Here is a 21,548-nt window from a genome sequence, read left to right as displayed (position 1 = left end):
CTCCGTGGGGTTTGACGGAACAACGGCATAGCCGATCCGGCCTGCATAGGATCTATTACGACACCGAACTGGCGTTCGGGTCAGAGGATCCGGCCAATCCAGCGATGACACGGCGCGTCGTCACGCTGATGCGGCCTGCGGACTACTGATCATTGTGAGGGACAGGCATATCGCTGCGTCACCCGGCAGCCGCCCAAAACCTGATGGGGAGGTAAAAAGCGCATGAGCAGACACAAAGTACCGCTTCGTGACGGGGTTGCGGCGGCAAGTGCCTATGTTGGCTGGGACCGCCCCTTGCAGACATACTTTGCGCAGGTTCTGAGCGCGCCTGACGAGGACGGGGAGGAGACCGAACTCGTGTGGGTCGGCACTGCCTTCGGCGAGCTGCCCCGCGCGGTTGACGCAATCCGCGTACTCGAACCCTACTGCCAGATCGAGGCAAGTCTTGCCGCACAGCTAGAGATCGACAGGATGGCATGCCTCGCCACGCGCGACGGACCCAATCAGCTCGAAGCCAAGGCTTTCATGGCGCGTGTCAGCCAGATCAAGGACACCGAGCCGGAAGCTTAGGTCGGCACGGACCGCGCATGGCTCGAAGCAGGGCCGGTTCATCTCCAAACCACACATCGAGGCTCCTCAGCCCTCTGGGCTGGACAGGATGACGCGCGCCTGCGGTGGCTGGCGCACGGGCCGGGCCACGGGCCCGGAGGAGAGGGGGGATGGGAGAAGGTGTTCCGGACAAGGGGTTCGGACAGCATCAGGAGAATGTGACATGAACATCGGCACCCTCAAGGCCAACGCAGAAGGCGTTCACATCGGCCGCATCACCACCCTGACCTTCAGCGCAACGGTTGCTCTGCGGGCCTTCGAATCCAGCAATGAGCGCGCACCCAAGTTCGACCTTATGGCGCTCTCGGCGGACCGCCGCAGCTGGGTCAAGATCGGCGCGCTGTGGGAATACTCGTCGAACGAGACCGGTGAATGCTTCCTGTCGGGCCAGATCGACGATCCCAGCCTCTCGGCGCCGATCCCGGTCGCCATGTTCCAGCAGAACGACGGCAGCTTCAATGTCGCCTGGCGGCGTTCGAAGCCCAAGGCGTCGCTCGACGGCTTCGGCAGCGAGAGCGAAGGCGCCCTGCCGCCGCTCACCGCCACCGGCGACGAACCGGCCAGCGACCGCAGCGTTGACAGCGCCGCTGCCACCGGCGACGGTCTGGGCGAAAGCACCGCTCCGGCACCCAAGGGCAAGACGCGCGTGAGCGTCGACGCCTGACCGGGACAAGCCCCCCGTGACCGGTGCCGCGACCCGCGCCGGTCACATCGGGAAGGCCCGTCCGCGCATTTGTCGCGGGCGGGCCTTTTCTTTTGCCCGCTGCTGTCGGGCTTGGCAGAACTGCTGAAGGAACTCGGCCCACAAGAGGGAAGGGGGAGGTGCCGTTCGAGCAAAGGAGGCTTGAATGGCACAGACAAACTGGACTCTCGATCTTGGCGGGGCTCCGTGGAACGAAGACTGCGCGCAGATCGGCCACACCCTAAACTTCGACCTCGTGAATACTGCCGAAGCCATGCTCTACAGGGCTGCGCTGATCGCGGTAGCTGGCTTCCCGCCTGCCGGCATCACCTTGCGGATCAAGGCCAACGCCCATGACTTCGGAACCTACCGGACGGTCGAGGCGCGCATCGACGACGACCAGGACGATGGCAGCCATGCCAGCTATCTCGAGACCCTCGAGATCGGCATCGCCTTCTGGCATCAGGCCGGGTTCGCACCGCCTGAATTTAGCAAGCTGACAGCCAGCAGTCAGCTTGTGAGTTTCGTCGTGGATGCCGTCGCAAGCGCGCTGCGGATCACACGGCCGAGCAGCACCGGCGCATTCTTCCCAGCGTCCTCCGGACCGCTTCACCGGAACCTCACCGCAGCCTTTCCGGAGGCGGCGCAGCGCGCCTTTTCCGAAGCGAGCCTGCCATGCTGACCGACAGCGAGCGCTTCGCCTTCAGCGTCTGGCGGATCCATGCGTTCGCCTCGACGGGCAATGCCTACGACGCCGTGCAGACCGACGAGAGCATCGCAGCCGGTGACACCCTGCTTGTTCTCGATGAACGGGTTGTCGGTGTCGCGATGACTTGGCCTTTTGCCATCACGGCACAGCCGGGCAAGCTTCACGCGGTCTGTGCGCCTGGCGCTGGCGAAACCCTTGGGCACATTGAAAGGGCGCTCGATGTTCCAGACGGGTCAATCGCTCGAGCCTGCCGCCTCGCAAGGACACTGGGCATTGCGATTGATGCGGGCCTCGTCCCGTGGCTGTCTGAGCCGCTGGCGAGAGATGGGGACGACTAGCGCGGCGAGTGGCGCCACAGAAATCTTGCTATTTTGGCAATAATTGCTATTTTAAGGCCAAGAGGAGATACCACCATGCCAGCGACGGCGAATGAGCACCCCAGGATTCCCCTGACCCGGTTTCACAACAACACCGGCGAGTTCCTTGATCTCGCAACCAAACAGCCGGTCGTCCTCACCAGCCATGGGCGCGAGCGACATGTCATCGCAGATAGCGAATATTTCCGCCATCTTGAACAGGCAGCACGCGGTGTGATCGCCGGCCACATGAATATCGAAGCTGTCGCTTCGTCCGACATGACCGAAGCCGATCGCAAGGCTTTCGCTAATGCACGGCCTTCGGCCAGTGAACTCGCCAATGACCGCTGGGAAGACTGACCGCCCCGCCGCAGGCCATATCCTCCGATACGTCTATCTCTTCGAGGAAGAGCAGAGACGGGGCCGCGACGAAGGCGTCAAGGAACGCTTTGTCGTCGTCGTTGGTGTGGAAGGGTCACGCTACCTGGTCGCGGCGATCACGACCAAGGGCGAGGGGCGCAAGAACGCTGTCGCAATCCCCGATGAGATCGCACGCGCAGCCGGGCTCGCTCCGGGCAGCGCCATTGTCGTTTCGGAATTCAACCGGTTCACCTGGCCCGGGTTCGACATCAGACCCCTGATGAAGCAGCCCGGGTACATTGCCGGACGACTCCCACCGCGGTTCACGGCAAAGACCATCGATGCCATCGCAGCCTGGGGCGCCGCTGCCGTCGATCGCGATTGATTGCCGCAACGCAGAGACAGGCAGCCCCCTTGGAGCCATGTCTGACCCCGCATCAAGGCCAGTATGGCGGCAACTTCGGGGATCGGCACCCCAGGTAGCCAAAATCGGGTCTTCCGGACGACAGCCACAAAGAGTCTATTCGCTCCCTAAAATCGGTGAGGACGGGCGATCGATCCTGCGATCATCACCGTCGACAGCAAGCTCCTGCGAGCCGAGACGCGGCGAGGTCGATGTCCAGGCGTGCGATAAGCTCCTGTGCCAACAGCACGTCCGCCGCCCAGTGCCCCTGCCTCTCTGGTCGAGCTTAGGGCCAACCTGCAGAAATGCGAGCCGTGTTGCCCGGCAAGCCGGGCTGCCCGCACCATCTCGCTTTCTGAGGTTTCCCGCGCGCCGCAGCGCGCGGTGTCCCAGCTCTCTCGCCGAGGCTCGATAAGGGCACCGGCGGACGAGCCGTCGGCACCAAGGAGGCTCATGCAATGAACATCGTCAACCTCGTCGGCCGTCTCGCCAAGGATCCCGTTGCCCGCGACCGCAGCGACACCCGCATCACCGAACTGATCCTCGTGACCGAGCGTCCGGTCATCCGCGACGGCAAGGTCCAGAAGGATCCGGGAACCGGCTACCCGGTCAAGGATGCAGAATTCCACAAGGTCACCGTCTTCAATGGCCTCGGGCTCCCGCTGCGCCAGCACAAGGCCAAGGGTGACCAACTCGCCGTGACGGGCCGCATCCACTACTCGCGCTGGCAGGACGCCGAAGGCAATGACCGCTATGGCTGCGAGATCATCGCCGAGAACGTCGAGTTTCTCTGACCGGGAGGGGCGGCGCGCAGGCGTCGCCCGAGCCCTTTCAGGGGGGCGACAGCTGGACACCGGTGGCGTCCAGCTTGGTTCCCCGGTGACCGCAGCTGCAGCGCAAGTGCCGCGCGACGATCTCCAGCTTCATCGGGATGGATTTGGCAAAGCATCGGTCTCGCAGTTTGGCCGCCGGAACGATCACAACGCGGCGGCATGCGAGACATTCAACCTGTGCGTTGAGGCCATGGCGAACCAGATCGGCCACCGTATCGAGACGCTTGCTGCCCATAGCCACGGCAGAACATCATAAGAACATTAGTTGTCAAGCGTGCTGCGGGGTTGCGCAATCGGCCTGATCAGAAAGACCCGCAAACCGAATAACAAGACACTTTGCGCCGAAGCAAAAAAGCGCAATAATCCCGCACATTGCAGCTGAGGAGTATGACATCATGGCACTCTTTAGGGTAAATCTCGACGAACAGCTCGAGGAGCATCTGGATAACGCAGCCCAGTACCAGCGGCACGATCGATCCGAAATCGTCCGACAAGCGCTGACCGAGTATTTCAGTTCAGCTCAGAACCACGTCCACGACGACGAAGCCATCTGGGACGAATGGCGCGACTTCTCCCGAACCGTGCTCGACGCACAACAAAAGGCGATCATAGCCGCCATCCGAACCCTTCCCGATGAGGCATGGGCCTCGCGGAGCGAAACGCTCGATCGCCTAACCAAGGCCATCGAAGACGTCGAATGGGACCAGGGCATTGAGCCGATCTATGAAATCTTGAGAGAAAAGGTGATCGAAAAATCGCTCGCCTTCGCCACTAACCCCGAGATCGAACCCACCAACCGAAGCTACCCGTTCGCGCCCATCATCCGCTTCGACATTGGCTTTGCAACCGATGACCTCTACTCGGTCCGGCTGCCGCTGATCCAGGCATTCTTCCAATACTACTGGGAAGCAGGCGAAGCGGCTTTCGATGAAATACCAGCCATCTGGGAAGCTGCCAAAGCGCGCATAGATGCTGGCGAAAGGCGCCCCTCAAATGAGGAAGCTGCAGCGGCGCGACGGACCTCTGGCTAGGAAATGGTGCTCTGGCAAGCGGAGTGGTTGATGTATCATCTTCCGTACGCGCGCCTTGCATGAGGCTACCGTCATGCAAGCGGCCTTGCTTCAAACTTGGTTGCCCCCTCGCAGGATAAACAGTGGGTGGCGTCTCCCGACCTCTGGCCGGGATCGCGCTCTATTCCGCCCCGTGCGCTGCGGCCCCGTCTTCACGAAGGCTTCGCGCACCCAAGGCTTCACCGAGCCCCTGAAAGGTCTCGGTCCTTCAGGTGACGATCGCTGACGCATTTGGCCGCTGGCCACGCTTGCGCGCTGCCGCCTGATGAGCGGCGCTCTCAAGCGGCTCGGGCTGCGCCGGGGCATTGCGTTTCTGATGGCCCGCCGGCTCTCGGTTCCGCCGCTCGCGGCCGAGTTGCCGCGCGCGATTTCACGTTTCAAACTTCTTCGTTTATCAGACCTTTGAAAGGAGATGAGATATGGCCAACGTCAGTGGGTCGGAGCGCAAACGGCGCAAGAAAACGCGCGAAGAGAATTCCGTTTGCGCACGCTGCAGCATAACGCTTAGCGACGGATGTGCGGACACTCATCATGATTTTGAGCGTGGCGATAAGCGATACACGGATGAAGCTCATCGACATGCTGTGTGCAAGCCGTGCCATCGAGGCATTCATCAAGTCTTTCCGCAACAAGCCGTCCCTCTTTCCGAGGTGTTGGCCAAGGAGGCATCAGGTGAGATCAAGATTGCCAGAATCTGCTGTGCGAACTGTGCATAGACACCGCCGCCGCAGCCATCTCGGCTATTGTCGTTTCCGCGGCAAACTGCACGAAGCTGCCGGTCTGCTTCAAGTACGGCTCCTGCTCGTCACTTAATGTGGCCCGCCACTGGTATGGACCCTATCGGTCCTCCTGATCCAGACGGACCGCCTTTTCGATGAAGCCCTGTGGCTCTCTCACGAAATGCGCTGCGTCTGATTGCAGAACCGTCCTGACGACAGCTTCCCTGCTTGGCTGAATGATCGCACCCTCCGGCGTTGCAAAGACGCAGTCGAGTTGCCGCGCGACGTCGCAGACCCCGCCGACCAAAGGCAAAGAGAGATCTGCCGCGTCGAAGCGGACCTGGATTTCTTCGATGAATTCGTCATCGAAGCTCACCTGAATGTCGTCCGCAGGTTCGTCACCCCACACCCGGAGACCGGTGTACGATCGCGGCTTCTCGGGCAGCAGCATGTCGAGTTTTGCGAACAGCGCATCCGCCTTTGCGATGGGCAGTGCCAGAACAACTTCCTCGAGCTGCCCGCGGCTCATCCGTGCTGCGTGGACCCCTGCGATACGCGCCGCAGAGGCAGGGATGAGGTTGATGACGAACTGCCAGACGGCCATGGCCCGAACATAGCGTCAATGCGGGCTCCGACAATGGGCTCGTTCGCTAAGTGCCGCCCATGCGGGCAGGGCAGCGCCCCTTACCCGCGAACGCGCCTTTCCTTGCCAGGAAGGCGTTCGCGCTCGGAGCTTTCCGACCGTAATGCGTGCTGCTGCGAGCAGGCGGGTCATTCGGTATCCTCCGTCCGGTCAAGGATCGGCTCAGGCTGTCGCTGCGCTTGCCTTCACCGCCCGCGTGGCGGTGATGCCCGCTTTGCGGCATCATCCCTGACAGTCCGTCGTCTTGCGACCAGCCCCGCCAAACGGTCTCTCAAGATGGGGGGAGTTCCCGCTGTAACCCCTTCGCAGGGCCGAAGGGGCGGCCCGGTGTGGCGCTGAAGCGCCTGACCGGCCCTGCCTTCGTCTCACCTGCTCGAGGGCGGGAACGTCTCTTCCACACACACAGGAACACCTGCCGAAACCTATCGGCGGCCGCCCCTTGGTCAAGGATCGCGGTCCCCCCAATTTTCAGCAATCGCGGCTGTCTCGCTGCGCTCGCGCCACGCTTGGCAGAAAATCGGTTCCCCCACGCCCGCCATGGCGGCGGCGAGACGAGCTCGCCGTCCCTGACACGGTTCGTCCGGCCCGATGGGTTTTTGGCTGTTCCCAATGTGGGGACGATTTCAAAAATCGGAGGCTTTTATGACTTTTTTCAATTCGTTCGCAGATCTGGCTCAGGCACGGATCAATCTCGCCGATGCTCGTGAAGGGATCACGGAATCCTATGACGGAGCGTTTCTTGAACACAGCGATCTGGCAAAGCTCAACATCATCGAGGCTCCAATCGCCGCAGAGATGCCGGATCCCGACATGGCGCGCCGCGCCGTGGAGATGGCAATCGGAACGATCTTCGATGTCCTCAAGGACACGCGCATGGAGGAATTTGCGCAGCAACTCGCCTGGGGCATGGTCAACTCCTTCCACATGACCGCACGCCTGGCTGAAGGTCGCGAGGACGATGCTGCAAAGAAGCTGGGCGAAATGGCCCGCCACTTCGACCCTTCGGAGATTTACGCTGTCGAGCTCGAGGAAACACAACAGCTCTGCCAGACACTGCAAGGATGCCGCGAAGCGCTCGAGGCGATGCGCGATCATGCAGCGGACGTCTACCGGGTCGAAACCGGTCGCCCCTTCACGGCCGCACGGGGATCGCAAGTCAGCAAGAACGGGGTTACCGCAAGCCAGGTGCAGGCACGCGATTTCCTCGCCGCACGCGCCAAGGATCGCAGGGCACAATTCCAGCCCGATGGCCCGCTGGTGATCGTGTCAGGTGGCCAGAAGGATTGGCACGATTTTGCGATGATCTGGGCTATCCTCGACGACATCAAGTCGCGGATCCCGAACATGGTCCTGGGCACGACCGGCATGCGCAAGGGCGTCGACGCCATGGCCGGTGCATGGGCGCAGCAGAACGGGGTCAACACGATCCTGTTCGTCCCCGATCAGCGCCACGGCAACCGGGCTCCGTTCCTGCGCAACGAGAGCATCGTTAAGCTGAACCCTGTTGAAGCGATCATCGGTGAAGGGTCGGGCATCCAGTCCAACCTTGCACAGCGCCTCCGTCAGGCAGGCGTGCCGCTGCACATCCGCCGGATCAGTGATCAGGCGCAGGTTCGGTCGCGCAACTTTGCGTGAGCGCTCTTCGGAAGGCTCCGGCTTATCCCGGGGCCTTCCGCTCTTCTTTTGCGCAAGGGGCGGGCTCTGGGGGCATCGAACCCCCTTCGCCCGCTGACGCGAGCATCGCGATCCCCTGAGTTTATCAGGCGCGCTTGTGCCTTGGCTCGGCGCGCCTTGCCCATGCTCGATGCTTTGCATCTTGCGGGCATCGCTGCCGCACTAACTGCCACACCCGGACAATGGGTCGACCAGCCATCCTTGGGGTGAACCAGAACCACCTGGCGGCATTCTGCCACCAGCTCAGGTAGTGAGAAAGAAGAGGGGGATGGAGGAGACGAGCAGCGACAGGAGGCAAAGATGCTCGTCACATTCCGCGTCAAGGATATCGAGACAAGGCTCAATTCGAAACCGGCTCAGATATGCCCGCCAGAGCTCGCAGCACTGATGCGCAGACTGCACACCGCCAACAGCACGATCGATGCAGACCCAGGCGAATTCCTGGCCGCGCCCCTGAACTTCGAGATCAATGCCAACGCGCTTGCGATCGCCGAGTTCGCATCCTGTTTCGACCATCGCCCGGAAATGATCGCGATCGTCGAGGAAGCACAGTTTCTTGGACGAATGCTGCGGATCGAGCACCACCAATACGACGCACCGATCACGATGCGGGTGAGTGAGCACATTGCACTGGTAGGCGACATCACAATGAGCAGCGACCTTGCTGCAAAGGTGCTCACCTCGCTTGGCTACCACCGCCAAGAATCTGGCCAACTGTCCCTGCAAAAGCTTGGGACAGCGCTCGAGGATCACCGGACTTATGCGGCTTTCGCCAAGGCAGGAATCACTCCGCTCTTCGAAAGCCTCGCGTTCATCGCCGCCACCGATTGTGGAGAGCAACATCCGCTGCTCGAATGGACCTCATGACTATCCGGACAGCAGTTCACGAGCAGCCACGAACCGACTGAACTCGTCGCCATGTTTAACGCTCGATCTGCAAATTGCCTCCTGCAGGATCGAGGTGGAAAAGGGTGCCCGGCACGTTGCCGCGGTGCCCTTTTTTCATGCCCCCTGGGTCACGGCACTGCCGAACAACCACATTCCGGCACATAGCTTTCGCGAAGTCGCTGGTAACGCATGCCTCCCGCCGCAGGCACGTCCACCACCATCGCCATGAGCACCCCGCCAGCATACTGGTCAACCACTAATTTCCCGACCGAGAAGCCGTGCTGCGCCGGCTTCCGCACCATCGAAAAATTAGCGGTCAAGCCTCCGCTTCGCTCCGGTGACCAGCACACTGACGGGGCGCTGTTTCATGGCATGGCGGACGAGCCGCCGAGCGCCAGGAGGCAAGGTCATGTGCTACACAACAGAAAGCTACGAAGACGACATTTCAGTGCTTCGCCAGATCAATCCCAACATCATCGCCCTTGATGAAAAAACGCTCGAAGCTGAGCGGCGCTCCTACCACACATTCTTCGACGTCCATGTCGTCGAGACCCGGGACGGGTACATCCTCATTGAGGAGGGAGACTATGGCGAGCTGCCGATGCACCTGATCGATCAGATCGTCTACACCGCTACAGGCAAAATGGCCGATGAATTCTGACGAGACAGGGCGGTGGTCACCGCCGCCCAACTCGGCAAAAATCAGGCCTCACCCGCCGAGCTTTTCGAGAGCAGAAATCGCTACCTTTGGCTTCACTTTGACGGCTAGCTCCAGAAGGGCAATCGCCGTATCCTGACCGACCTTTTTGATGAGCCGATTCAGCTCTCGTTCTGCTTCCTCACGCTCAAGCTCTGCAAGCTTCTGCCGGCGCTCCTCCAGCTCCTTTTCCGCTGCTGCCAGGGCAGATCGTTCGCGTTCAAGTTTCGACACCATTGCGCATTCCTCCAAGCCTTGAAAGACCATGCGAAGATGCACCAATCGCAGGGTCTGTTCGAGGCATTTTTTTGCTTGCTGCTCTCGCGATACTTCATCTCGAAGCATGCCCAAATTGGACGCCCACCTTGATCGAACGTGGTGCCAATGACGTGACACAGCGGTCCACAGAGGCAGGCCAAACGTCTGTGGTCAGTTCGCGAGTCCGGCTCGCCGGCACATTCCCCCCGGAAGACCAGCTGGGCCAGTGATCCCCCTATGGCACTGAACCTAGCACAGGGCCTAAGTCCCTAATTTTATGCACACCGTACACCGCTGCGCGGTAGGCTGATGCAGCGAAGTTCTGCATATTTCACAATCAGTTAGGTAAGATTTTGCTCGAAATTCGCACGGTGCAGTCCGCTGCATACCGTCCAGTGCTCCATCATAAATATAAAAATACAGGGGCTTAGCGCTGCACCGGGCTGCATCTTCTAAGCTCTTGGCAAGGGGGCTGCAGCGTTATATACTCGGTCCTGCGATAGACGAACCACGCCTGAAAAGGTGTGGTAGTGGAAAAGAAACAGTTTCAGAGCGTCGGTGTAACGCTCAGCCCAAGGATGATCGACGTCGTCGATCAACTTGCGGCAAGCCGCGGTGTATCGCGGTCAGAAGCCATCCGCATTGCCCTTGAAGTCGGTATTCCGCTCCTGAAGGCGGGACTATCGCTCAATGCCGAGCGGGCTGTTACAATCCTCGAGCATACCCAGCTTGCGCTCTCGCTCATCGTCCAGGAGCAATATCCGGCTGATGCCGAACACCTGATCGCTCAGGCGCTCTCCAACGTGCGAGAGCATCATGGCTGAAGACATCAGGTTCAGCAAAAAAGCTGCCACTCTCACCCACGCTTCCGCGCGCGGAAGCGTGGGTGAGAGTGGCAGCTTTTTTGCTGAACCTGATGTCTTCAGCCATGATGCTCTCGCACGTTGGAGAGCGCCTGAGCGATCAGGTGTTCGGCATCAGCCGGATATTGCTCCTGGACGATGAGCGAGAGCGCAAGCTGGGTATGCTCGAGGATTGTAACAGCCCGCTCGGCATTGAGCGATAGTCCCGCCTTCAGGAGCGGAATACCGACTTCAAGGGCAATGCGGATGGCTTCTGACCGCGATACACCGCGGCTTGCCGCAAGTTGATCGACGACGTCGATCATCCTTGGGCTGAGCGTTACACCGACGCTCTGAAACTGTTTCTTTTCCACTACCACACCTTTTCAGGCGTGGTTCGTCTATCGCAGGACCGAGTATATAACGCTGCAGCCCCCTTGCCAAGAGCTTAGAAGATGCAGCCCGGTGCAGCGCTAAGCCCCTGTATTTTTATATTTATGATGGAGCACTGGACGGTATGCAGCGGACTGCACCGTGCGAATTTCGAGCAAAATCTTACCTAACTGATTGTGAAATATGCAGAACTTCGCTGCATCAGCCTACCGCGCAGCGGTGTACGGTGTGCATAAAATTAGGGACTTAGGCCCTGTGCTAGGTTCAGTGCCATAGGGGGATCACTGGCCCAGCTGGTCTTCCGGGGGGAATGTGCCGGCGAGCCGGACTCGCGAACTGACCACAGACGTTTGGCCTGCCTCTGTGGACCGCTGTGTCACGTCATTGGCACCACGTTCGATCAAGGTGGGCGTCCAATTTGGGCATGCTTCGAGATGAAGTATCGCGAGAGCAGCAAGCAAAAAAATGCCTCGAACAGACCCTGCGATTGGTGCATCTTCGCATGGTCTTTCAAGGCTTGGAGGAATGCGCAATGGTGTCGAAACTTGAACGCGAACGATCTGCCCTGGCAGCAGCGGAAAAGGAGCTGGAGGAGCGCCGGCAGAAGCTTGCAGAGCTTGAGCGTGAGGAAGCAGAACGAGAGCTGAATCGGCTCATCAAAAAGGTCGGTCAGGATACGGCGATTGCCCTTCTGGAGCTAGCCGTCAAAGTGAAGCCAAAGGTAGCGATTTCTGCTCTCGAAAAGCTCGGCGGGTGAGGCCTGATTTTTGCCGAGTTGGGCGGCGGTGACCACCGCCCTGTCTCGTCAGAATTCATCGGCCATTTTGCCTGTAGCGGTGTAGACGATCTGATCGATCAGGTGCATCGGCAGCTCGCCATAGTCTCCCTCCTCAATGAGGATGTACCCGTCCCGGGTCTCGACGACATGGACGTCGAAGAATGTGTGGTAGGAGCGCCGCTCAGCTTCGAGCGTTTTTTCATCAAGGGCGATGATGTTGGGATTGATCTGGCGAAGCACTGAAATGTCGTCTTCGTAGCTTTCTGTTGTGTAGCACATGACCTTGCCTCCTGGCGCTCGGCGGCTCGTCCGCCATGCCATGAAACAGCGCCCCGTCAGTGTGCTGGTCACCGGAGCGAAGCGGAGGCTTGACCGCTAATTTTTCGATGGTGCGGAAGCCGGCGCAGCACGGCTTCTCGGTCGGGAAATTAGTGGTTGACCAGTATGCTGGCGGGGTGCTCATGGCGATGGTGGTGGACGTGCCTGCGGCGGGAGGCATGCGTTACCAGCGACTTCGCGAAAGCTATGTGCCGGAATGTGGTTGTTCGGCAGTGCCGTGACCCAGGGGGCATGAAAAAAGGGCACCGCGGCAACGTGCCGGGCACCCTTTTCCACCTCGATCCTGCAGGAGGCAATTTGCAGATCGAGCGTTAAACATGGCGACGAGTTCAGTCGGTTCGTGGCTGCTCGTGAACTGCTGTCCGGATAGTCATGAGGTCCATTCGAGCAGCGGATGTTGCTCTCCACAATCGGTGGCGGCGATGAACGCGAGGCTTTCGAAGAGCGGAGTGATTCCTGCCTTGGCGAAAGCCGCATAAGTCCGGTGATCCTCGAGCGCTGTCCCAAGCTTTTGCAGGGACAGTTGGCCAGATTCTTGGCGGTGGTAGCCAAGCGAGGTGAGCACCTTTGCAGCAAGGTCGCTGCTCATTGTGATGTCGCCTACCAGTGCAATGTGCTCACTCACCCGCATCGTGATCGGTGCGTCGTATTGGTGGTGCTCGATCCGCAGCATTCGTCCAAGAAACTGTGCTTCCTCGACGATCGCGATCATTTCCGGGCGATGGTCGAAACAGGATGCGAACTCGGCGATCGCAAGCGCGTTGGCATTGATCTCGAAGTTCAGGGGCGCGGCCAGGAATTCGCCTGGGTCTGCATCGATCGTGCTGTTGGCGGTGTGCAGTCTGCGCATCAGTGCTGCGAGCTCTGGCGGGCATATCTGAGCCGGTTTCGAATTGAGCCTTGTCTCGATATCCTTGACGCGGAATGTGACGAGCATCTTTGCCTCCTGTCGCTGCTCGTCTCCTCCATCCCCCTCTTCTTTCTCACTACCTGAGCTGGTGGCAGAATGCCGCCAGGTGGTTCTGGTTCACCCCAAGGATGGCTGGTCGACCCATTGTCCGGGTGTGGCAGTTAGTGCGGCAGCGATGCCCGCAAGATGCAAAGCATCGAGCATGGGCAAGGCGCGCCGAGCCAAGGCACAAGCGCGCCTGATAAACTCAGGGGATCGCGATGCTCGCGTCAGCGGGCGAAGGGGGTTCGATGCCCCCAGAGCCCGCCCCTTGCGCAAAAGAAGAGCGGAAGGCCCCGGGATAAGCCGGAGCCTTCCGAAGAGCGCTCACGCAAAGTTGCGCGACCGAACCTGCGCCTGATCACTGATCCGGCGGATGTGCAGCGGCACGCCTGCCTGACGGAGGCGCTGTGCAAGGTTGGACTGGATGCCCGACCCTTCACCGATGATCGCTTCAACAGGGTTCAGCTTAACGATGCTCTCGTTGCGCAGGAACGGAGCCCGGTTGCCGTGGCGCTGATCGGGGACGAACAGGATCGTGTTGACCCCGTTCTGCTGCGCCCATGCACCGGCCATGGCGTCGACGCCCTTGCGCATGCCGGTCGTGCCCAGGACCATGTTCGGGATCCGCGACTTGATGTCGTCGAGGATAGCCCAGATCATCGCAAAATCGTGCCAATCCTTCTGGCCACCTGACACGATCACCAGCGGGCCATCGGGCTGGAATTGTGCCCTGCGATCCTTGGCGCGTGCGGCGAGGAAATCGCGTGCCTGCACCTGGCTTGCGGTAACCCCGTTCTTGCTGACTTGCGATCCCCGTGCGGCCGTGAAGGGGCGACCGGTTTCGACCCGGTAGACGTCCGCTGCATGATCGCGCATCGCCTCGAGCGCTTCGCGGCATCCTTGCAGTGTCTGGCAGAGCTGTTGTGTTTCCTCGAGCTCGACAGCGTAAATCTCCGAAGGGTCGAAGTGGCGGGCCATTTCGCCCAGCTTCTTTGCAGCATCGTCCTCGCGACCTTCAGCCAGGCGTGCGGTCATGTGGAAGGAGTTGACCATGCCCCAGGCGAGTTGCTGCGCAAATTCCTCCATGCGCGTGTCCTTGAGGACATCGAAGATCGTTCCGATTGCCATCTCCACGGCGCGGCGCGCCATGTCGGGATCCGGCATCTCTGCGGCGATTGGAGCCTCGATGATGTTGAGCTTTGCCAGATCGCTGTGTTCAAGAAACGCTCCGTCATAGGATTCCGTGATCCCTTCACGAGCATCGGCGAGATTGATCCGTGCCTGAGCCAGATCTGCGAACGAATTGAAAAAAGTCATAAAAGCCTCCGATTTTTGAAATCGTCCCCACATTGGGAACAGCCAAAAACCCATCGGGCCGGACGAACCGTGTCAGGGACGGCGAGCTCGTCTCGCCGCCGCCATGGCGGGCGTGGGGGAACCGATTTTCTGCCAAGCGTGGCGCGAGCGCAGCGAGACAGCCGCGATTGCTGAAAATTGGGGGGACCGCGATCCTTGACCAAGGGGCGGCCGCCGATAGGTTTCGGCAGGTGTTCCTGTGTGTGTGGAAGAGACGTTCCCGCCCTCGAGCAGGTGAGACGAAGGCAGGGCCGGTCAGGCGCTTCAGCGCCACACCGGGCCGCCCCTTCGGCCCTGCGAAGGGGTTACAGCGGGAACTCCCCCCATCTTGAGAGACCGTTTGGCGGGGCTGGTCGCAAGACGACGGACTGTCAGGGATGATGCCGCAAAGCGGGCATCACCGCCACGCGGGCGGTGAAGGCAAGCGCAGCGACAGCCTGAGCCGATCCTTGACCGGACGGAGGATACCGAATGACCCGCCTGCTCGCAGCAGCACGCATTACGGTCGGAAAGCTCCGAGCGCGAACGCCTTCCTGGCAAGGAAAGGCGCGTTCGCGGGTAAGGGGCGCTGCCCTGCCCGCATGGGCGGCACTTAGCGAACGAGCCCATTGTCGGAGCCCGCATTGACGCTATGTTCGGGCCATGGCCGTCTGGCAGTTCGTCATCAACCTCATCCCTGCCTCTGCGGCGCGTATCGCAGGGGTCCACGCAGCACGGATGAGCCGCGGGCAGCTCGAGGAAGTTGTTCTGGCACTGCCCATCGCAAAGGCGGATGCGCTGTTCGCAAAACTCGACATGCTGCTGCCCGAGAAGCCGCGATCGTACACCGGTCTCCGGGTGTGGGGTGACGAACCTGCGGACGACATTCAGGTGAGCTTCGATGACGAATTCATCGAAGAAATCCAGGTCCGCTTCGACGCGGCAGATCTCTCTTTGCCTTTGGTCGGCGGGGTCTGCGACGTCGCGCGGCAACTCGACTGCGTCTTTGCAACGCCGGAGGGTGCGATCATTCAGCCAAGCAGGGAAGCTGTCGTCAGGACGGTTCTGCAATCAGACGCAGCGCATTTCGTGAGAGAGCCACAGGGCTTCATCGAAAAGGCGGTCCGTCTGGATCAGGAGGACCGATAGGGTCCATACCAGTGGCGGGCCACATTAAGTGACGAGCAGGAGCCGTACTTGAAGCAGACCGGCAGCTTCGTGCAGTTTGCCGCGGAAACGACAATAGCCGAGATGGCTGCGGCGGCGGTGTCTATGCACAGTTCGCACAGCAGATTCTGGCAATCTTGATCTCACCTGATGCCTCCTTGGCCAACACCTCGGAAAGAGGGACGGCTTGTTGCGGAAAGACTTGATGAATGCCTCGATGGCACGGCTTGCACACAGCATGTCGATGAGCTTCATCCGTGTATCGCTTATCGCCACGCTCAAAATCATGATGAGTGTCCGCACATCCGTCGCTAAGCGTTATGCTGCAGCGTGCGCAAACGGAATTCTCTTCGCGCGTTTTCTTGCGCCGTTTGCGCTCCGACCCACTGACGTTGGCCATATCTCATCTCCTTTCAAAGGTCTGATAAACGAAGAAGTTTGAAACGTGAAATCGCGCGCGGCAACTCGGCCGCGAGCGGCGGAACCGAGAGCCGGCGGGCCATCAGAAACGCAATGCCCCGGCGCAGCCCGAGCCGCTTGAGAGCGCCGCTCATCAGGCGGCAGCGCGCAAGCGTGGCCAGCGGCCAAATGCGTCAGCGATCGTCACCTGAAGGACCGAGACCTTTCAGGGGCTCGGTGAAGCCTTGGGTGCGCGAAGCCTTCGTGAAGACGGGGCCGCAGCGCACGGGGCGGAATAGAGCGCGATCCCGGCCAGAGGTCGGGAGACGCCACCCACTGTTTATCCTGCGAGGGGGCAACCAAGTTTGAAGCAAGGCCGCTTGCATGACGGTAGCCTCATGCAAGGCGCGCGTACGGAAGATGATACATCAACCACTCCGCTTGCCAGAGCACCATTTCCTAGCCAGAGGTCCGTCGCGCCGCTGCAGCTTCCTCATTTGAGGGGCGCCTTTCGCCAGCATCTATGCGCGCTTTGGCAGCTTCCCAGATGGCTGGTATTTCATCGAAAGCCGCTTCGCCTGCTTCCCAGTAGTATTGGAAGAATGCCTGGATCAGCGGCAGCCGGACCGAGTAGAGGTCATCGGTTGCAAAGCCAATGTCGAAGCGGATGATGGGCGCGAACGGGTAGCTTCGGTTGGTGGGTTCGATCTCGGGGTTAGTGGCGAAGGCGAGCGATTTTTCGATCACCTTTTCTCTCAAGATTTCATAGATCGGCTCAATGCCCTGGTCCCATTCGACGTCTTCGATGGCCTTGGTTAGGCGATCGAGCGTTTCGCTCCGCGAGGCCCATGCCTCATCGGGAAGGGTTCGGATGGCGGCTATGATCGCCTTTTGTTGTGCGTCGAGCACGGTTCGGGAGAAGTCGCGCCATTCGTCCCAGATGGCTTCGTCGTCGTGGACGTGGTTCTGAGCTGAACTGAAATACTCGGTCAGCGCTTGTCGGACGATTTCGGATCGATCGTGCCGCTGGTACTGGGCTGCGTTATCCAGATGCTCCTCGAGCTGTTCGTCGAGATTTACCCTAAAGAGTGCCATGATGTCATACTCCTCAGCTGCAATGTGCGGGATTATTGCGCTTTTTTGCTTCGGCGCAAAGTGTCTTGTTATTCGGTTTGCGGGTCTTTCTGATCAGGCCGATTGCGCAACCCCGCAGCACGCTTGACAACTAATGTTCTTATGATGTTCTGCCGTGGCTATGGGCAGCAAGCGTCTCGATACGGTGGCCGATCTGGTTCGCCATGGCCTCAACGCACAGGTTGAATGTCTCGCATGCCGCCGCGTTGTGATCGTTCCGGCGGCCAAACTGCGAGACCGATGCTTTGCCAAATCCATCCCGATGAAGCTGGAGATCGTCGCGCGGCACTTGCGCTGCAGCTGCGGTCACCGGGGAACCAAGCTGGACGCCACCGGTGTCCAGCTGTCGCCCCCCTGAAAGGGCTCGGGCGACGCCTGCGCGCCGCCCCTCCCGGTCAGAGAAACTCGACGTTCTCGGCGATGATCTCGCAGCCATAGCGGTCATTGCCTTCGGCGTCCTGCCAGCGCGAGTAGTGGATGCGGCCCGTCACGGCGAGTTGGTCACCCTTGGCCTTGTGCTGGCGCAGCGGGAGCCCGAGGCCATTGAAGACGGTGACCTTGTGGAATTCTGCATCCTTGACCGGGTAGCCGGTTCCCGGATCCTTCTGGACCTTGCCGTCGCGGATGACCGGACGCTCGGTCACGAGGATCAGTTCGGTGATGCGGGTGTCGCTGCGGTCGCGGGCAACGGGATCCTTGGCGAGACGGCCGACGAGGTTGACGATGTTCATTGCATGAGCCTCCTTGGTGCCGACGGCTCGTCCGCCGGTGCCCTTATCGAGCCTCGGCGAGAGAGCTGGGACACCGCGCGCTGCGGCGCGCGGGAAACCTCAGAAAGCGAGATGGTGCGGGCAGCCCGGCTTGCCGGGCAACACGGCTCGCATTTCTGCAGGTTGGCCCTAAGCTCGACCAGAGAGGCAGGGGCACTGGGCGGCGGACGTGCTGTTGGCACAGGAGCTTATCGCACGCCTGGACATCGACCTCGCCGCGTCTCGGCTCGCAGGAGCTTGCTGTCGACGGTGATGATCGCAGGATCGATCGCCCGTCCTCACCGATTTTAGGGAGCGAATAGACTCTTTGTGGCTGTCGTCCGGAAGACCCGATTTTGGCTACCTGGGGTGCCGATCCCCGAAGTTGCCGCCATACTGGCCTTGATGCGGGGTCAGACATGGCTCCAAGGGGGCTGCCTGTCTCTGCGTTGCGGCAATCAATCGCGATCGACGGCAGCGGCGCCCCAGGCTGCGATGGCATCGATGGTCTTTGCCGTGAACCGCGGTGGGAGTCGTCCGGCAATGTACCCGGGCTGCTTCATCAGGGGTCTGATGTCGAACCCGGGCCAGGTGAACCGGTTGAATTCCGAAACGACAATGGCGCTGCCCGGAGCGAGCCCGGCTGCGCGTGCGATCTCATCGGGGATTGCGACAGCGTTCTTGCGCCCCTCGCCCTTGGTCGTGATCGCCGCGACCAGGTAGCGTGACCCTTCCACACCAACGACGACGACAAAGCGTTCCTTGACGCCTTCGTCGCGGCCCCGTCTCTGCTCTTCCTCGAAGAGATAGACGTATCGGAGGATATGGCCTGCGGCGGGGCGGTCAGTCTTCCCAGCGGTCATTGGCGAGTTCACTGGCCGAAGGCCGTGCATTAGCGAAAGCCTTGCGATCGGCTTCGGTCATGTCGGACGAAGCGACAGCTTCGATATTCATGTGGCCGGCGATCACACCGCGTGCTGCCTGTTCAAGATGGCGGAAATATTCGCTATCTGCGATGACATGTCGCTCGCGCCCATGGCTGGTGAGGACGACCGGCTGTTTGGTTGCGAGATCAAGGAACTCGCCGGTGTTGTTGTGAAACCGGGTCAGGGGAATCCTGGGGTGCTCATTCGCCGTCGCTGGCATGGTGGTATCTCCTCTTGGCCTTAAAATAGCAATTATTGCCAAAATAGCAAGATTTCTGTGGCGCCACTCGCCGCGCTAGTCGTCCCCATCTCTCGCCAGCGGCTCAGACAGCCACGGGACGAGGCCCGCATCAATCGCAATGCCCAGTGTCCTTGCGAGGCGGCAGGCTCGAGCGATTGACCCGTCTGGAACATCGAGCGCCCTTTCAATGTGCCCAAGGGTTTCGCCAGCGCCAGGCGCACAGACCGCGTGAAGCTTGCCCGGCTGTGCCGTGATGGCAAAAGGCCAAGTCATCGCGACACCGACAACCCGTTCATCGAGAACAAGCAGGGTGTCACCGGCTGCGATGCTCTCGTCGGTCTGCACGGCGTCGTAGGCATTGCCCGTCGAGGCGAACGCATGGATCCGCCAGACGCTGAAGGCGAAGCGCTCGCTGTCGGTCAGCATGGCAGGCTCGCTTCGGAAAAGGCGCGCTGCGCCGCCTCCGGAAAGGCTGCGGTGAGGTTCCGGTGAAGCGGTCCGGAGGACGCTGGGAAGAATGCGCCGGTGCTGCTCGGCCGTGTGATCCGCAGCGCGCTTGCGACGGCATCCACGACGAAACTCACAAGCTGACTGCTGGCTGTCAGCTTGCTAAATTCAGGCGGTGCGAACCCGGCCTGATGCCAGAAGGCGATGCCGATCTCGAGGGTCTCGAGATAGCTGGCATGGCTGCCATCGTCCTGGTCGTCGTCGATGCGCGCCTCGACCGTCCGGTAGGTTCCGAAGTCATGGGCGTTGGCCTTGATCCGCAAGGTGATGCCGGCAGGCGGGAAGCCAGCTACCGCGATCAGCGCAGCCCTGTAGAGCATGGCTTCGGCAGTATTCACGAGGTCGAAGTTTAGGGTGTGGCCGATCTGCGCGCAGTCTTCGTTCCACGGAGCCCCGCCAAGATCGAGAGTCCAGTTTGTCTGTGCCATTCAAGCCTCCTTTGCTCGAACGGCACCTCCCCCTTCCCTCTTGTGGGCCGAGTTCCTTCAGCAGTTCTGCCAAGCCCGACAGCAGCGGGCAAAAGAAAAGGCCCGCCCGCGACAAATGCGCGGACGGGCCTTCCCGATGTGACCGGCGCGGGTCGCGGCACCGGTCACGGGGGGCTTGTCCCGGTCAGGCGTCGACGCTCACGCGCGTCTTGCCCTTGGGTGCCGGAGCGGTGCTTTCGCCCAGACCGTCGCCGGTGGCAGCGGCGCTGTCAACGCTGCGGTCGCTGGCCGGTTCGTCGCCGGTGGCGGTGAGCGGCGGCAGGGCGCCTTCGCTCTCGCTGCCGAAGCCGTCGAGCGACGCCTTGGGCTTCGAACGCCGCCAGGCGACATTGAAGCTGCCGTCGTTCTGCTGGAACATGGCGACCGGGATCGGCGCCGAGAGGCTGGGATCGTCGATCTGGCCCGACAGGAAGCATTCACCGGTCTCGTTCGACGAGTATTCCCACAGCGCGCCGATCTTGACCCAGCTGCGGCGGTCCGCCGAGAGCGCCATAAGGTCGAACTTGGGTGCGCGCTCATTGCTGGATTCGAAGGCCCGCAGAGCAACCGTTGCGCTGAAGGTCAGGGTGGTGATGCGGCCGATGTGAACGCCTTCTGCGTTGGCCTTGAGGGTGCCGATGTTCATGTCACATTCTCCTGATGCTGTCCGAACCCCTTGTCCGGAACACCTTCTCCCATCCCCCCTCTCCTCCGGGCCCGTGGCCCGGCCCGTGCGCCAGCCACCGCAGGCGCGCGTCATCCTGTCCAGCCCAGAGGGCTGAGGAGCCTCGATGTGTGGTTTGGAGATGAACCGGCCCTGCTTCGAGCCATGCGCGGTCCGTGCCGACCTAAGCTTCCGGCTCGGTGTCCTTGATCTGGCTGACACGCGCCATGAAAGCCTTGGCTTCGAGCTGATTGGGTCCGTCGCGCGTGGCGAGGCATGCCATCCTGTCGATCTCTAGCTGTGCGGCAAGACTTGCCTCGATCTGGCAGTAGGGTTCGAGTACGCGGATTGCGTCAACCGCGCGGGGCAGCTCGCCGAAGGCAGTGCCGACCCACACGAGTTCGGTCTCCTCCCCGTCCTCGTCAGGCGCGCTCAGAACCTGCGCAAAGTATGTCTGCAAGGGGCGGTCCCAGCCAACATAGGCACTTGCCGCCGCAACCCCGTCACGAAGCGGTACTTTGTGTCTGCTCATGCGCTTTTTACCTCCCCATCAGGTTTTGGGCGGCTGCCGGGTGACGCAGCGATATGCCTGTCCCTCACAATGATCAGTAGTCCGCAGGCCGCATCAGCGTGACGACGCGCCGTGTCATCGCTGGATTGGCCGGATCCTCTGACCCGAACGCCAGTTCGGTGTCGTAATAGATCCTATGCAGGCCGGATCGGCTATGCCGTTGTTCCGTCAAACCCCACGGAG

General features: G+C 61.0%; 36 protein-coding genes. 18 read left to right on the top strand and 18 right to left on the bottom strand.

From position 1 onward, the window contains the following. Positions 1-11: 11 nt before the first annotated feature. The 8 genes from AX703_RS27430 (at position 12) to AX703_RS15595 (ending at position 3,913) form a co-directional block, all read left to right on the top strand. A complete protein-coding gene (locus AX703_RS27430; protein WP_155645944.1) occupies positions 12-149 on the top strand; it encodes a DUF3768 domain-containing protein in 138 nt (45 codons plus the stop codon). Between the two features lie 73 nt (positions 150-222). After that, positions 223-570, top strand: a complete 348-nt coding sequence (locus AX703_RS15565) for a hypothetical protein (RefSeq protein ID WP_058456870.1) — start codon at positions 223-225, stop codon at positions 568-570. Between the two features lie 202 nt (positions 571-772). Next, entirely contained in the window at positions 773-1,273 is a 501-nt protein-coding gene (locus AX703_RS15570) for a DUF736 domain-containing protein (RefSeq protein ID WP_058456871.1), read from the top strand. Positions 1,274-1,457: 184 nt separating this feature from the next. Continuing rightward, complete coding sequence (locus AX703_RS15575) at positions 1,458-1,973, top strand: hypothetical protein (RefSeq protein WP_062345365.1); 516 nt, start codon at positions 1,458-1,460, stop codon at positions 1,971-1,973. Continuing rightward, positions 1,967-2,338 carry a hypothetical protein gene (locus AX703_RS15580; protein WP_022675508.1) on the top strand — a complete coding sequence of 124 codons (372 nt, stop codon included), beginning with the start codon at positions 1,967-1,969 and terminating at the stop codon, positions 2,336-2,338. Before AX703_RS15575 ends, AX703_RS15580 begins: the two co-directional genes overlap by 7 nt. A gap of 75 nt (positions 2,339-2,413) precedes the next feature. Continuing rightward, on the top strand, positions 2,414-2,716 hold the full coding sequence (locus AX703_RS15585; RefSeq protein ID WP_058456874.1) for a hypothetical protein: 303 nt from the start codon (positions 2,414-2,416) through the stop codon (positions 2,714-2,716). Then, positions 2,697-3,101: a hypothetical protein gene (locus tag AX703_RS15590; RefSeq protein ID WP_058456875.1), complete on the top strand. Its 405-nt coding sequence runs from the start codon at positions 2,697-2,699 to the stop codon at positions 3,099-3,101. The genes AX703_RS15585 and AX703_RS15590 overlap by 20 nt, the downstream gene beginning before the upstream one ends. A gap of 476 nt (positions 3,102-3,577) precedes the next feature. After that, on the top strand, positions 3,578-3,913 hold the full coding sequence (locus tag AX703_RS15595; RefSeq protein ID WP_058456876.1) for a single-stranded DNA-binding protein: 336 nt from the start codon (positions 3,578-3,580) through the stop codon (positions 3,911-3,913). 37 nt (positions 3,914-3,950) lie between these two features. On the opposite strand, the gene AX703_RS15600 is transcribed toward AX703_RS15595, so the two are convergent. Continuing rightward, entirely contained in the window at positions 3,951-4,187 is a 237-nt protein-coding gene (locus tag AX703_RS15600; RefSeq protein ID WP_058456877.1) for a hypothetical protein, read from the bottom strand. A gap of 160 nt (positions 4,188-4,347) precedes the next feature. On the opposite strand from AX703_RS15600, the gene AX703_RS15605 reads away from it, so the two are divergent. Both AX703_RS15605 and AX703_RS27435 read left to right on the top strand, forming a co-directional pair. Further along, on the top strand, positions 4,348-4,983 hold the full coding sequence (locus tag AX703_RS15605) for a hypothetical protein (protein ID WP_058456878.1): 636 nt from the start codon (positions 4,348-4,350) through the stop codon (positions 4,981-4,983). Between the two features lie 304 nt (positions 4,984-5,287). Next, on the top strand, positions 5,288-5,428 hold the full coding sequence (locus tag AX703_RS27435; RefSeq protein ID WP_156416645.1) for a hypothetical protein: 141 nt from the start codon (positions 5,288-5,290) through the stop codon (positions 5,426-5,428). A 431-nt stretch (positions 5,429-5,859) separates the two neighbouring features. On the opposite strand, the gene AX703_RS15615 is transcribed toward AX703_RS27435, so the two are convergent. Beyond that, on the bottom strand, positions 5,860-6,345 hold the full coding sequence (locus tag AX703_RS15615) for a hypothetical protein (RefSeq protein ID WP_058456879.1): 486 nt from the start codon (positions 6,343-6,345) through the stop codon (positions 5,860-5,862). A 681-nt stretch (positions 6,346-7,026) separates the two neighbouring features. Here AX703_RS15615 and AX703_RS15620 point away from each other — a divergent pair. Then, positions 7,027-8,019, top strand: a complete 993-nt coding sequence (locus AX703_RS15620) for a DUF2493 domain-containing protein (protein WP_058803389.1) — start codon at positions 7,027-7,029, stop codon at positions 8,017-8,019. A gap of 339 nt (positions 8,020-8,358) precedes the next feature. After that, a complete protein-coding gene (locus tag AX703_RS15625; protein ID WP_058818295.1) occupies positions 8,359-8,925 on the top strand; it encodes a hypothetical protein in 567 nt (188 codons plus the stop codon). A gap of 149 nt (positions 8,926-9,074) precedes the next feature. Here the strand turns inward: AX703_RS15625 and AX703_RS27440 are convergent, their stop codons facing one another. Next, positions 9,075-9,248 carry a hypothetical protein gene (locus AX703_RS27440; RefSeq protein ID WP_156452090.1) on the bottom strand — a complete coding sequence of 58 codons (174 nt, stop codon included), beginning with the start codon at positions 9,246-9,248 and terminating at the stop codon, positions 9,075-9,077. A 107-nt stretch (positions 9,249-9,355) separates the two neighbouring features. Between AX703_RS27440 and AX703_RS15630 the strand changes: the two genes are divergently transcribed. Beyond that, positions 9,356-9,607 (top strand): hypothetical protein, encoded by a 252-nt coding sequence (locus tag AX703_RS15630; protein ID WP_202408386.1) that lies wholly within the window; start codon positions 9,356-9,358, stop codon positions 9,605-9,607. Positions 9,608-9,655: 48 nt separating this feature from the next. On the opposite strand, the gene AX703_RS15635 is transcribed toward AX703_RS15630, so the two are convergent. After that, positions 9,656-9,994: a hypothetical protein gene (locus AX703_RS15635; RefSeq protein WP_152998736.1), complete on the bottom strand. Its 339-nt coding sequence runs from the start codon at positions 9,992-9,994 to the stop codon at positions 9,656-9,658. A gap of 437 nt (positions 9,995-10,431) precedes the next feature. Here AX703_RS15635 and AX703_RS15640 point away from each other — a divergent pair, with 437 nt between their 5' ends. Then, positions 10,432-10,725 carry a ribbon-helix-helix domain-containing protein gene (locus AX703_RS15640; RefSeq protein ID WP_058818294.1) on the top strand — a complete coding sequence of 98 codons (294 nt, stop codon included), beginning with the start codon at positions 10,432-10,434 and terminating at the stop codon, positions 10,723-10,725. A 98-nt stretch (positions 10,726-10,823) separates the two neighbouring features. On the opposite strand, the gene AX703_RS15645 is transcribed toward AX703_RS15640, so the two are convergent. Beyond that, positions 10,824-11,117: a ribbon-helix-helix domain-containing protein gene (locus AX703_RS15645; RefSeq protein ID WP_058818294.1), complete on the bottom strand. Its 294-nt coding sequence runs from the start codon at positions 11,115-11,117 to the stop codon at positions 10,824-10,826. A 437-nt stretch (positions 11,118-11,554) separates the two neighbouring features. On the opposite strand from AX703_RS15645, the gene AX703_RS15650 reads away from it, so the two are divergent. Continuing rightward, positions 11,555-11,893, top strand: coding sequence for a hypothetical protein (locus AX703_RS15650; RefSeq protein WP_152998736.1), 339 nt, complete (start codon positions 11,555-11,557; stop codon positions 11,891-11,893). A 48-nt stretch (positions 11,894-11,941) separates the two neighbouring features. On the opposite strand, the gene AX703_RS15655 is transcribed toward AX703_RS15650, so the two are convergent. Further along, positions 11,942-12,193 carry a hypothetical protein gene (locus AX703_RS15655; protein ID WP_202408386.1) on the bottom strand — a complete coding sequence of 84 codons (252 nt, stop codon included), beginning with the start codon at positions 12,191-12,193 and terminating at the stop codon, positions 11,942-11,944. A 107-nt stretch (positions 12,194-12,300) separates the two neighbouring features. On the opposite strand from AX703_RS15655, the gene AX703_RS27445 reads away from it, so the two are divergent. Then, entirely contained in the window at positions 12,301-12,474 is a 174-nt protein-coding gene (locus tag AX703_RS27445; RefSeq protein WP_156452090.1) for a hypothetical protein, read from the top strand. A gap of 149 nt (positions 12,475-12,623) precedes the next feature. Here the strand turns inward: AX703_RS27445 and AX703_RS15660 are convergent, their stop codons facing one another. After that, positions 12,624-13,190 (bottom strand): hypothetical protein, encoded by a 567-nt coding sequence (locus tag AX703_RS15660; protein WP_058818295.1) that lies wholly within the window; start codon positions 13,188-13,190, stop codon positions 12,624-12,626. A gap of 339 nt (positions 13,191-13,529) precedes the next feature. Beyond that, entirely contained in the window at positions 13,530-14,522 is a 993-nt protein-coding gene (locus AX703_RS15665) for a DUF2493 domain-containing protein (protein ID WP_058803389.1), read from the bottom strand. A gap of 681 nt (positions 14,523-15,203) precedes the next feature. Here AX703_RS15665 and AX703_RS15670 point away from each other — a divergent pair. Then, positions 15,204-15,689: a hypothetical protein gene (locus AX703_RS15670; protein ID WP_058456879.1), complete on the top strand. Its 486-nt coding sequence runs from the start codon at positions 15,204-15,206 to the stop codon at positions 15,687-15,689. A 431-nt stretch (positions 15,690-16,120) separates the two neighbouring features. Here AX703_RS15670 and AX703_RS27450 read toward each other — a convergent pair whose 3' ends face one another. Together AX703_RS27450 and AX703_RS15680 are read right to left on the bottom strand one after the other, a co-directional pair. Continuing rightward, positions 16,121-16,261: a hypothetical protein gene (locus AX703_RS27450; RefSeq protein ID WP_156416645.1), complete on the bottom strand. Its 141-nt coding sequence runs from the start codon at positions 16,259-16,261 to the stop codon at positions 16,121-16,123. 304 nt (positions 16,262-16,565) lie between these two features. After that, positions 16,566-17,201, bottom strand: a complete 636-nt coding sequence (locus AX703_RS15680) for a hypothetical protein (protein WP_058456878.1) — start codon at positions 17,199-17,201, stop codon at positions 16,566-16,568. 160 nt (positions 17,202-17,361) lie between these two features. Between AX703_RS15680 and AX703_RS15685 the strand changes: the two genes are divergently transcribed. Next, positions 17,362-17,598: a hypothetical protein gene (locus AX703_RS15685; protein WP_058456877.1), complete on the top strand. Its 237-nt coding sequence runs from the start codon at positions 17,362-17,364 to the stop codon at positions 17,596-17,598. 37 nt (positions 17,599-17,635) lie between these two features. Here the strand turns inward: AX703_RS15685 and AX703_RS15690 are convergent, their stop codons facing one another. The 8 genes from AX703_RS15690 to AX703_RS27455 form a co-directional block, all read right to left on the bottom strand. Beyond that, entirely contained in the window at positions 17,636-17,971 is a 336-nt protein-coding gene (locus AX703_RS15690; protein ID WP_058456876.1) for a single-stranded DNA-binding protein, read from the bottom strand. Between the two features lie 476 nt (positions 17,972-18,447). Then, entirely contained in the window at positions 18,448-18,852 is a 405-nt protein-coding gene (locus AX703_RS15695; protein WP_058456875.1) for a hypothetical protein, read from the bottom strand. Beyond that, positions 18,833-19,135, bottom strand: a complete 303-nt coding sequence (locus tag AX703_RS15700) for a hypothetical protein (protein WP_058456874.1) — start codon at positions 19,133-19,135, stop codon at positions 18,833-18,835. Before AX703_RS15700 ends, AX703_RS15695 begins: the two co-directional genes overlap by 20 nt. A gap of 75 nt (positions 19,136-19,210) precedes the next feature. After that, entirely contained in the window at positions 19,211-19,582 is a 372-nt protein-coding gene (locus AX703_RS15705) for a hypothetical protein (RefSeq protein ID WP_022675508.1), read from the bottom strand. Then, positions 19,576-20,091, bottom strand: a complete 516-nt coding sequence (locus AX703_RS15710; RefSeq protein WP_062345365.1) for a hypothetical protein — start codon at positions 20,089-20,091, stop codon at positions 19,576-19,578. The genes AX703_RS15705 and AX703_RS15710 overlap by 7 nt, the downstream gene beginning before the upstream one ends. 184 nt (positions 20,092-20,275) lie before the next feature. Beyond that, the gene (locus AX703_RS15715; protein WP_058456871.1) at positions 20,276-20,776 is read right to left on the bottom strand and encodes a DUF736 domain-containing protein; all 501 of its coding nucleotides are present in this window, start codon (positions 20,774-20,776) and stop codon (positions 20,276-20,278) included. A gap of 202 nt (positions 20,777-20,978) precedes the next feature. Further along, positions 20,979-21,326, bottom strand: a complete 348-nt coding sequence (locus tag AX703_RS15720) for a hypothetical protein (RefSeq protein ID WP_058456870.1) — start codon at positions 21,324-21,326, stop codon at positions 20,979-20,981. 73 nt (positions 21,327-21,399) lie between these two features. Then, positions 21,400-21,537, bottom strand: a complete 138-nt coding sequence (locus tag AX703_RS27455) for a DUF3768 domain-containing protein (protein WP_155645944.1) — start codon at positions 21,535-21,537, stop codon at positions 21,400-21,402. Between the last annotated feature and the right edge of the window lie 11 nt (positions 21,538-21,548).

It is taken from the genome of Novosphingobium sp. CCH12-A3, from assembly GCF_001556015.1.
Lineage (GTDB): Bacteria > Pseudomonadota > Alphaproteobacteria > Sphingomonadales > Sphingomonadaceae > Novosphingobium > Novosphingobium subterraneum.
Note: the sequence above shows the minus strand (reverse complement) of the source record. Positions and strands in the feature narration are given on the sequence as shown.

Excerpts from the sequence above, each read along its gene's own strand:
- AX703_RS15575 (WP_062345365.1), top strand. The coding sequence starts at position 1,458 with ATGGCACAGACAAACTGGACTCTCGATCTTGGCGGGGCTCCGTGGAAC.
- AX703_RS15695 (WP_058456875.1), bottom strand. The coding sequence starts at position 18,852 with ATGACCGCTGGGAAGACTGACCGCCCCGCCGCAGGCCATATCCTCCGA.
- AX703_RS15590 (WP_058456875.1), top strand. The coding sequence starts at position 2,697 with ATGACCGCTGGGAAGACTGACCGCCCCGCCGCAGGCCATATCCTCCGA.
- AX703_RS15625 (WP_058818295.1), top strand. The coding sequence starts at position 8,359 with ATGCTCGTCACATTCCGCGTCAAGGATATCGAGACAAGGCTCAATTCG.
- AX703_RS15715 (WP_058456871.1), bottom strand. The coding sequence starts at position 20,776 with ATGAACATCGGCACCCTCAAGGCCAACGCAGAAGGCGTTCACATCGGC.
- AX703_RS27450 (WP_156416645.1), bottom strand. The coding sequence starts at position 16,261 with ATGAGCGGCGCTCTCAAGCGGCTCGGGCTGCGCCGGGGCATTGCGTTT.
- AX703_RS15580 (WP_022675508.1), top strand. The coding sequence starts at position 1,967 with ATGCTGACCGACAGCGAGCGCTTCGCCTTCAGCGTCTGGCGGATCCAT.
- AX703_RS15660 (WP_058818295.1), bottom strand. The coding sequence starts at position 13,190 with ATGCTCGTCACATTCCGCGTCAAGGATATCGAGACAAGGCTCAATTCG.
- AX703_RS15665 (WP_058803389.1), bottom strand. The coding sequence starts at position 14,522 with ATGACTTTTTTCAATTCGTTCGCAGATCTGGCTCAGGCACGGATCAAT.
- AX703_RS15605 (WP_058456878.1), top strand. The coding sequence starts at position 4,348 with ATGGCACTCTTTAGGGTAAATCTCGACGAACAGCTCGAGGAGCATCTG.
- AX703_RS15615 (WP_058456879.1), bottom strand. The coding sequence starts at position 6,345 with ATGGCCGTCTGGCAGTTCGTCATCAACCTCATCCCTGCCTCTGCGGCG.
- AX703_RS15585 (WP_058456874.1), top strand. The coding sequence starts at position 2,414 with ATGCCAGCGACGGCGAATGAGCACCCCAGGATTCCCCTGACCCGGTTT.
- AX703_RS15680 (WP_058456878.1), bottom strand. The coding sequence starts at position 17,201 with ATGGCACTCTTTAGGGTAAATCTCGACGAACAGCTCGAGGAGCATCTG.
- AX703_RS15720 (WP_058456870.1), bottom strand. The coding sequence starts at position 21,326 with ATGAGCAGACACAAAGTACCGCTTCGTGACGGGGTTGCGGCGGCAAGT.
- AX703_RS15670 (WP_058456879.1), top strand. The coding sequence starts at position 15,204 with ATGGCCGTCTGGCAGTTCGTCATCAACCTCATCCCTGCCTCTGCGGCG.
- AX703_RS15655 (WP_202408386.1), bottom strand. The coding sequence starts at position 12,193 with ATGTGCTACACAACAGAAAGCTACGAAGACGACATTTCAGTGCTTCGC.
- AX703_RS27440 (WP_156452090.1), bottom strand. The coding sequence starts at position 9,248 with ATGGTGCGGAAGCCGGCGCAGCACGGCTTCTCGGTCGGGAAATTAGTG.
- AX703_RS15595 (WP_058456876.1), top strand. The coding sequence starts at position 3,578 with ATGAACATCGTCAACCTCGTCGGCCGTCTCGCCAAGGATCCCGTTGCC.
- AX703_RS15570 (WP_058456871.1), top strand. The coding sequence starts at position 773 with ATGAACATCGGCACCCTCAAGGCCAACGCAGAAGGCGTTCACATCGGC.
- AX703_RS27435 (WP_156416645.1), top strand. The coding sequence starts at position 5,288 with ATGAGCGGCGCTCTCAAGCGGCTCGGGCTGCGCCGGGGCATTGCGTTT.
- AX703_RS15600 (WP_058456877.1), bottom strand. The coding sequence starts at position 4,187 with ATGGGCAGCAAGCGTCTCGATACGGTGGCCGATCTGGTTCGCCATGGC.
- AX703_RS15630 (WP_202408386.1), top strand. The coding sequence starts at position 9,356 with ATGTGCTACACAACAGAAAGCTACGAAGACGACATTTCAGTGCTTCGC.
- AX703_RS15685 (WP_058456877.1), top strand. The coding sequence starts at position 17,362 with ATGGGCAGCAAGCGTCTCGATACGGTGGCCGATCTGGTTCGCCATGGC.
- AX703_RS15620 (WP_058803389.1), top strand. The coding sequence starts at position 7,027 with ATGACTTTTTTCAATTCGTTCGCAGATCTGGCTCAGGCACGGATCAAT.
- AX703_RS15690 (WP_058456876.1), bottom strand. The coding sequence starts at position 17,971 with ATGAACATCGTCAACCTCGTCGGCCGTCTCGCCAAGGATCCCGTTGCC.
- AX703_RS15700 (WP_058456874.1), bottom strand. The coding sequence starts at position 19,135 with ATGCCAGCGACGGCGAATGAGCACCCCAGGATTCCCCTGACCCGGTTT.
- AX703_RS15705 (WP_022675508.1), bottom strand. The coding sequence starts at position 19,582 with ATGCTGACCGACAGCGAGCGCTTCGCCTTCAGCGTCTGGCGGATCCAT.
- AX703_RS15565 (WP_058456870.1), top strand. The coding sequence starts at position 223 with ATGAGCAGACACAAAGTACCGCTTCGTGACGGGGTTGCGGCGGCAAGT.
- AX703_RS15710 (WP_062345365.1), bottom strand. The coding sequence starts at position 20,091 with ATGGCACAGACAAACTGGACTCTCGATCTTGGCGGGGCTCCGTGGAAC.
- AX703_RS27445 (WP_156452090.1), top strand. The coding sequence starts at position 12,301 with ATGGTGCGGAAGCCGGCGCAGCACGGCTTCTCGGTCGGGAAATTAGTG.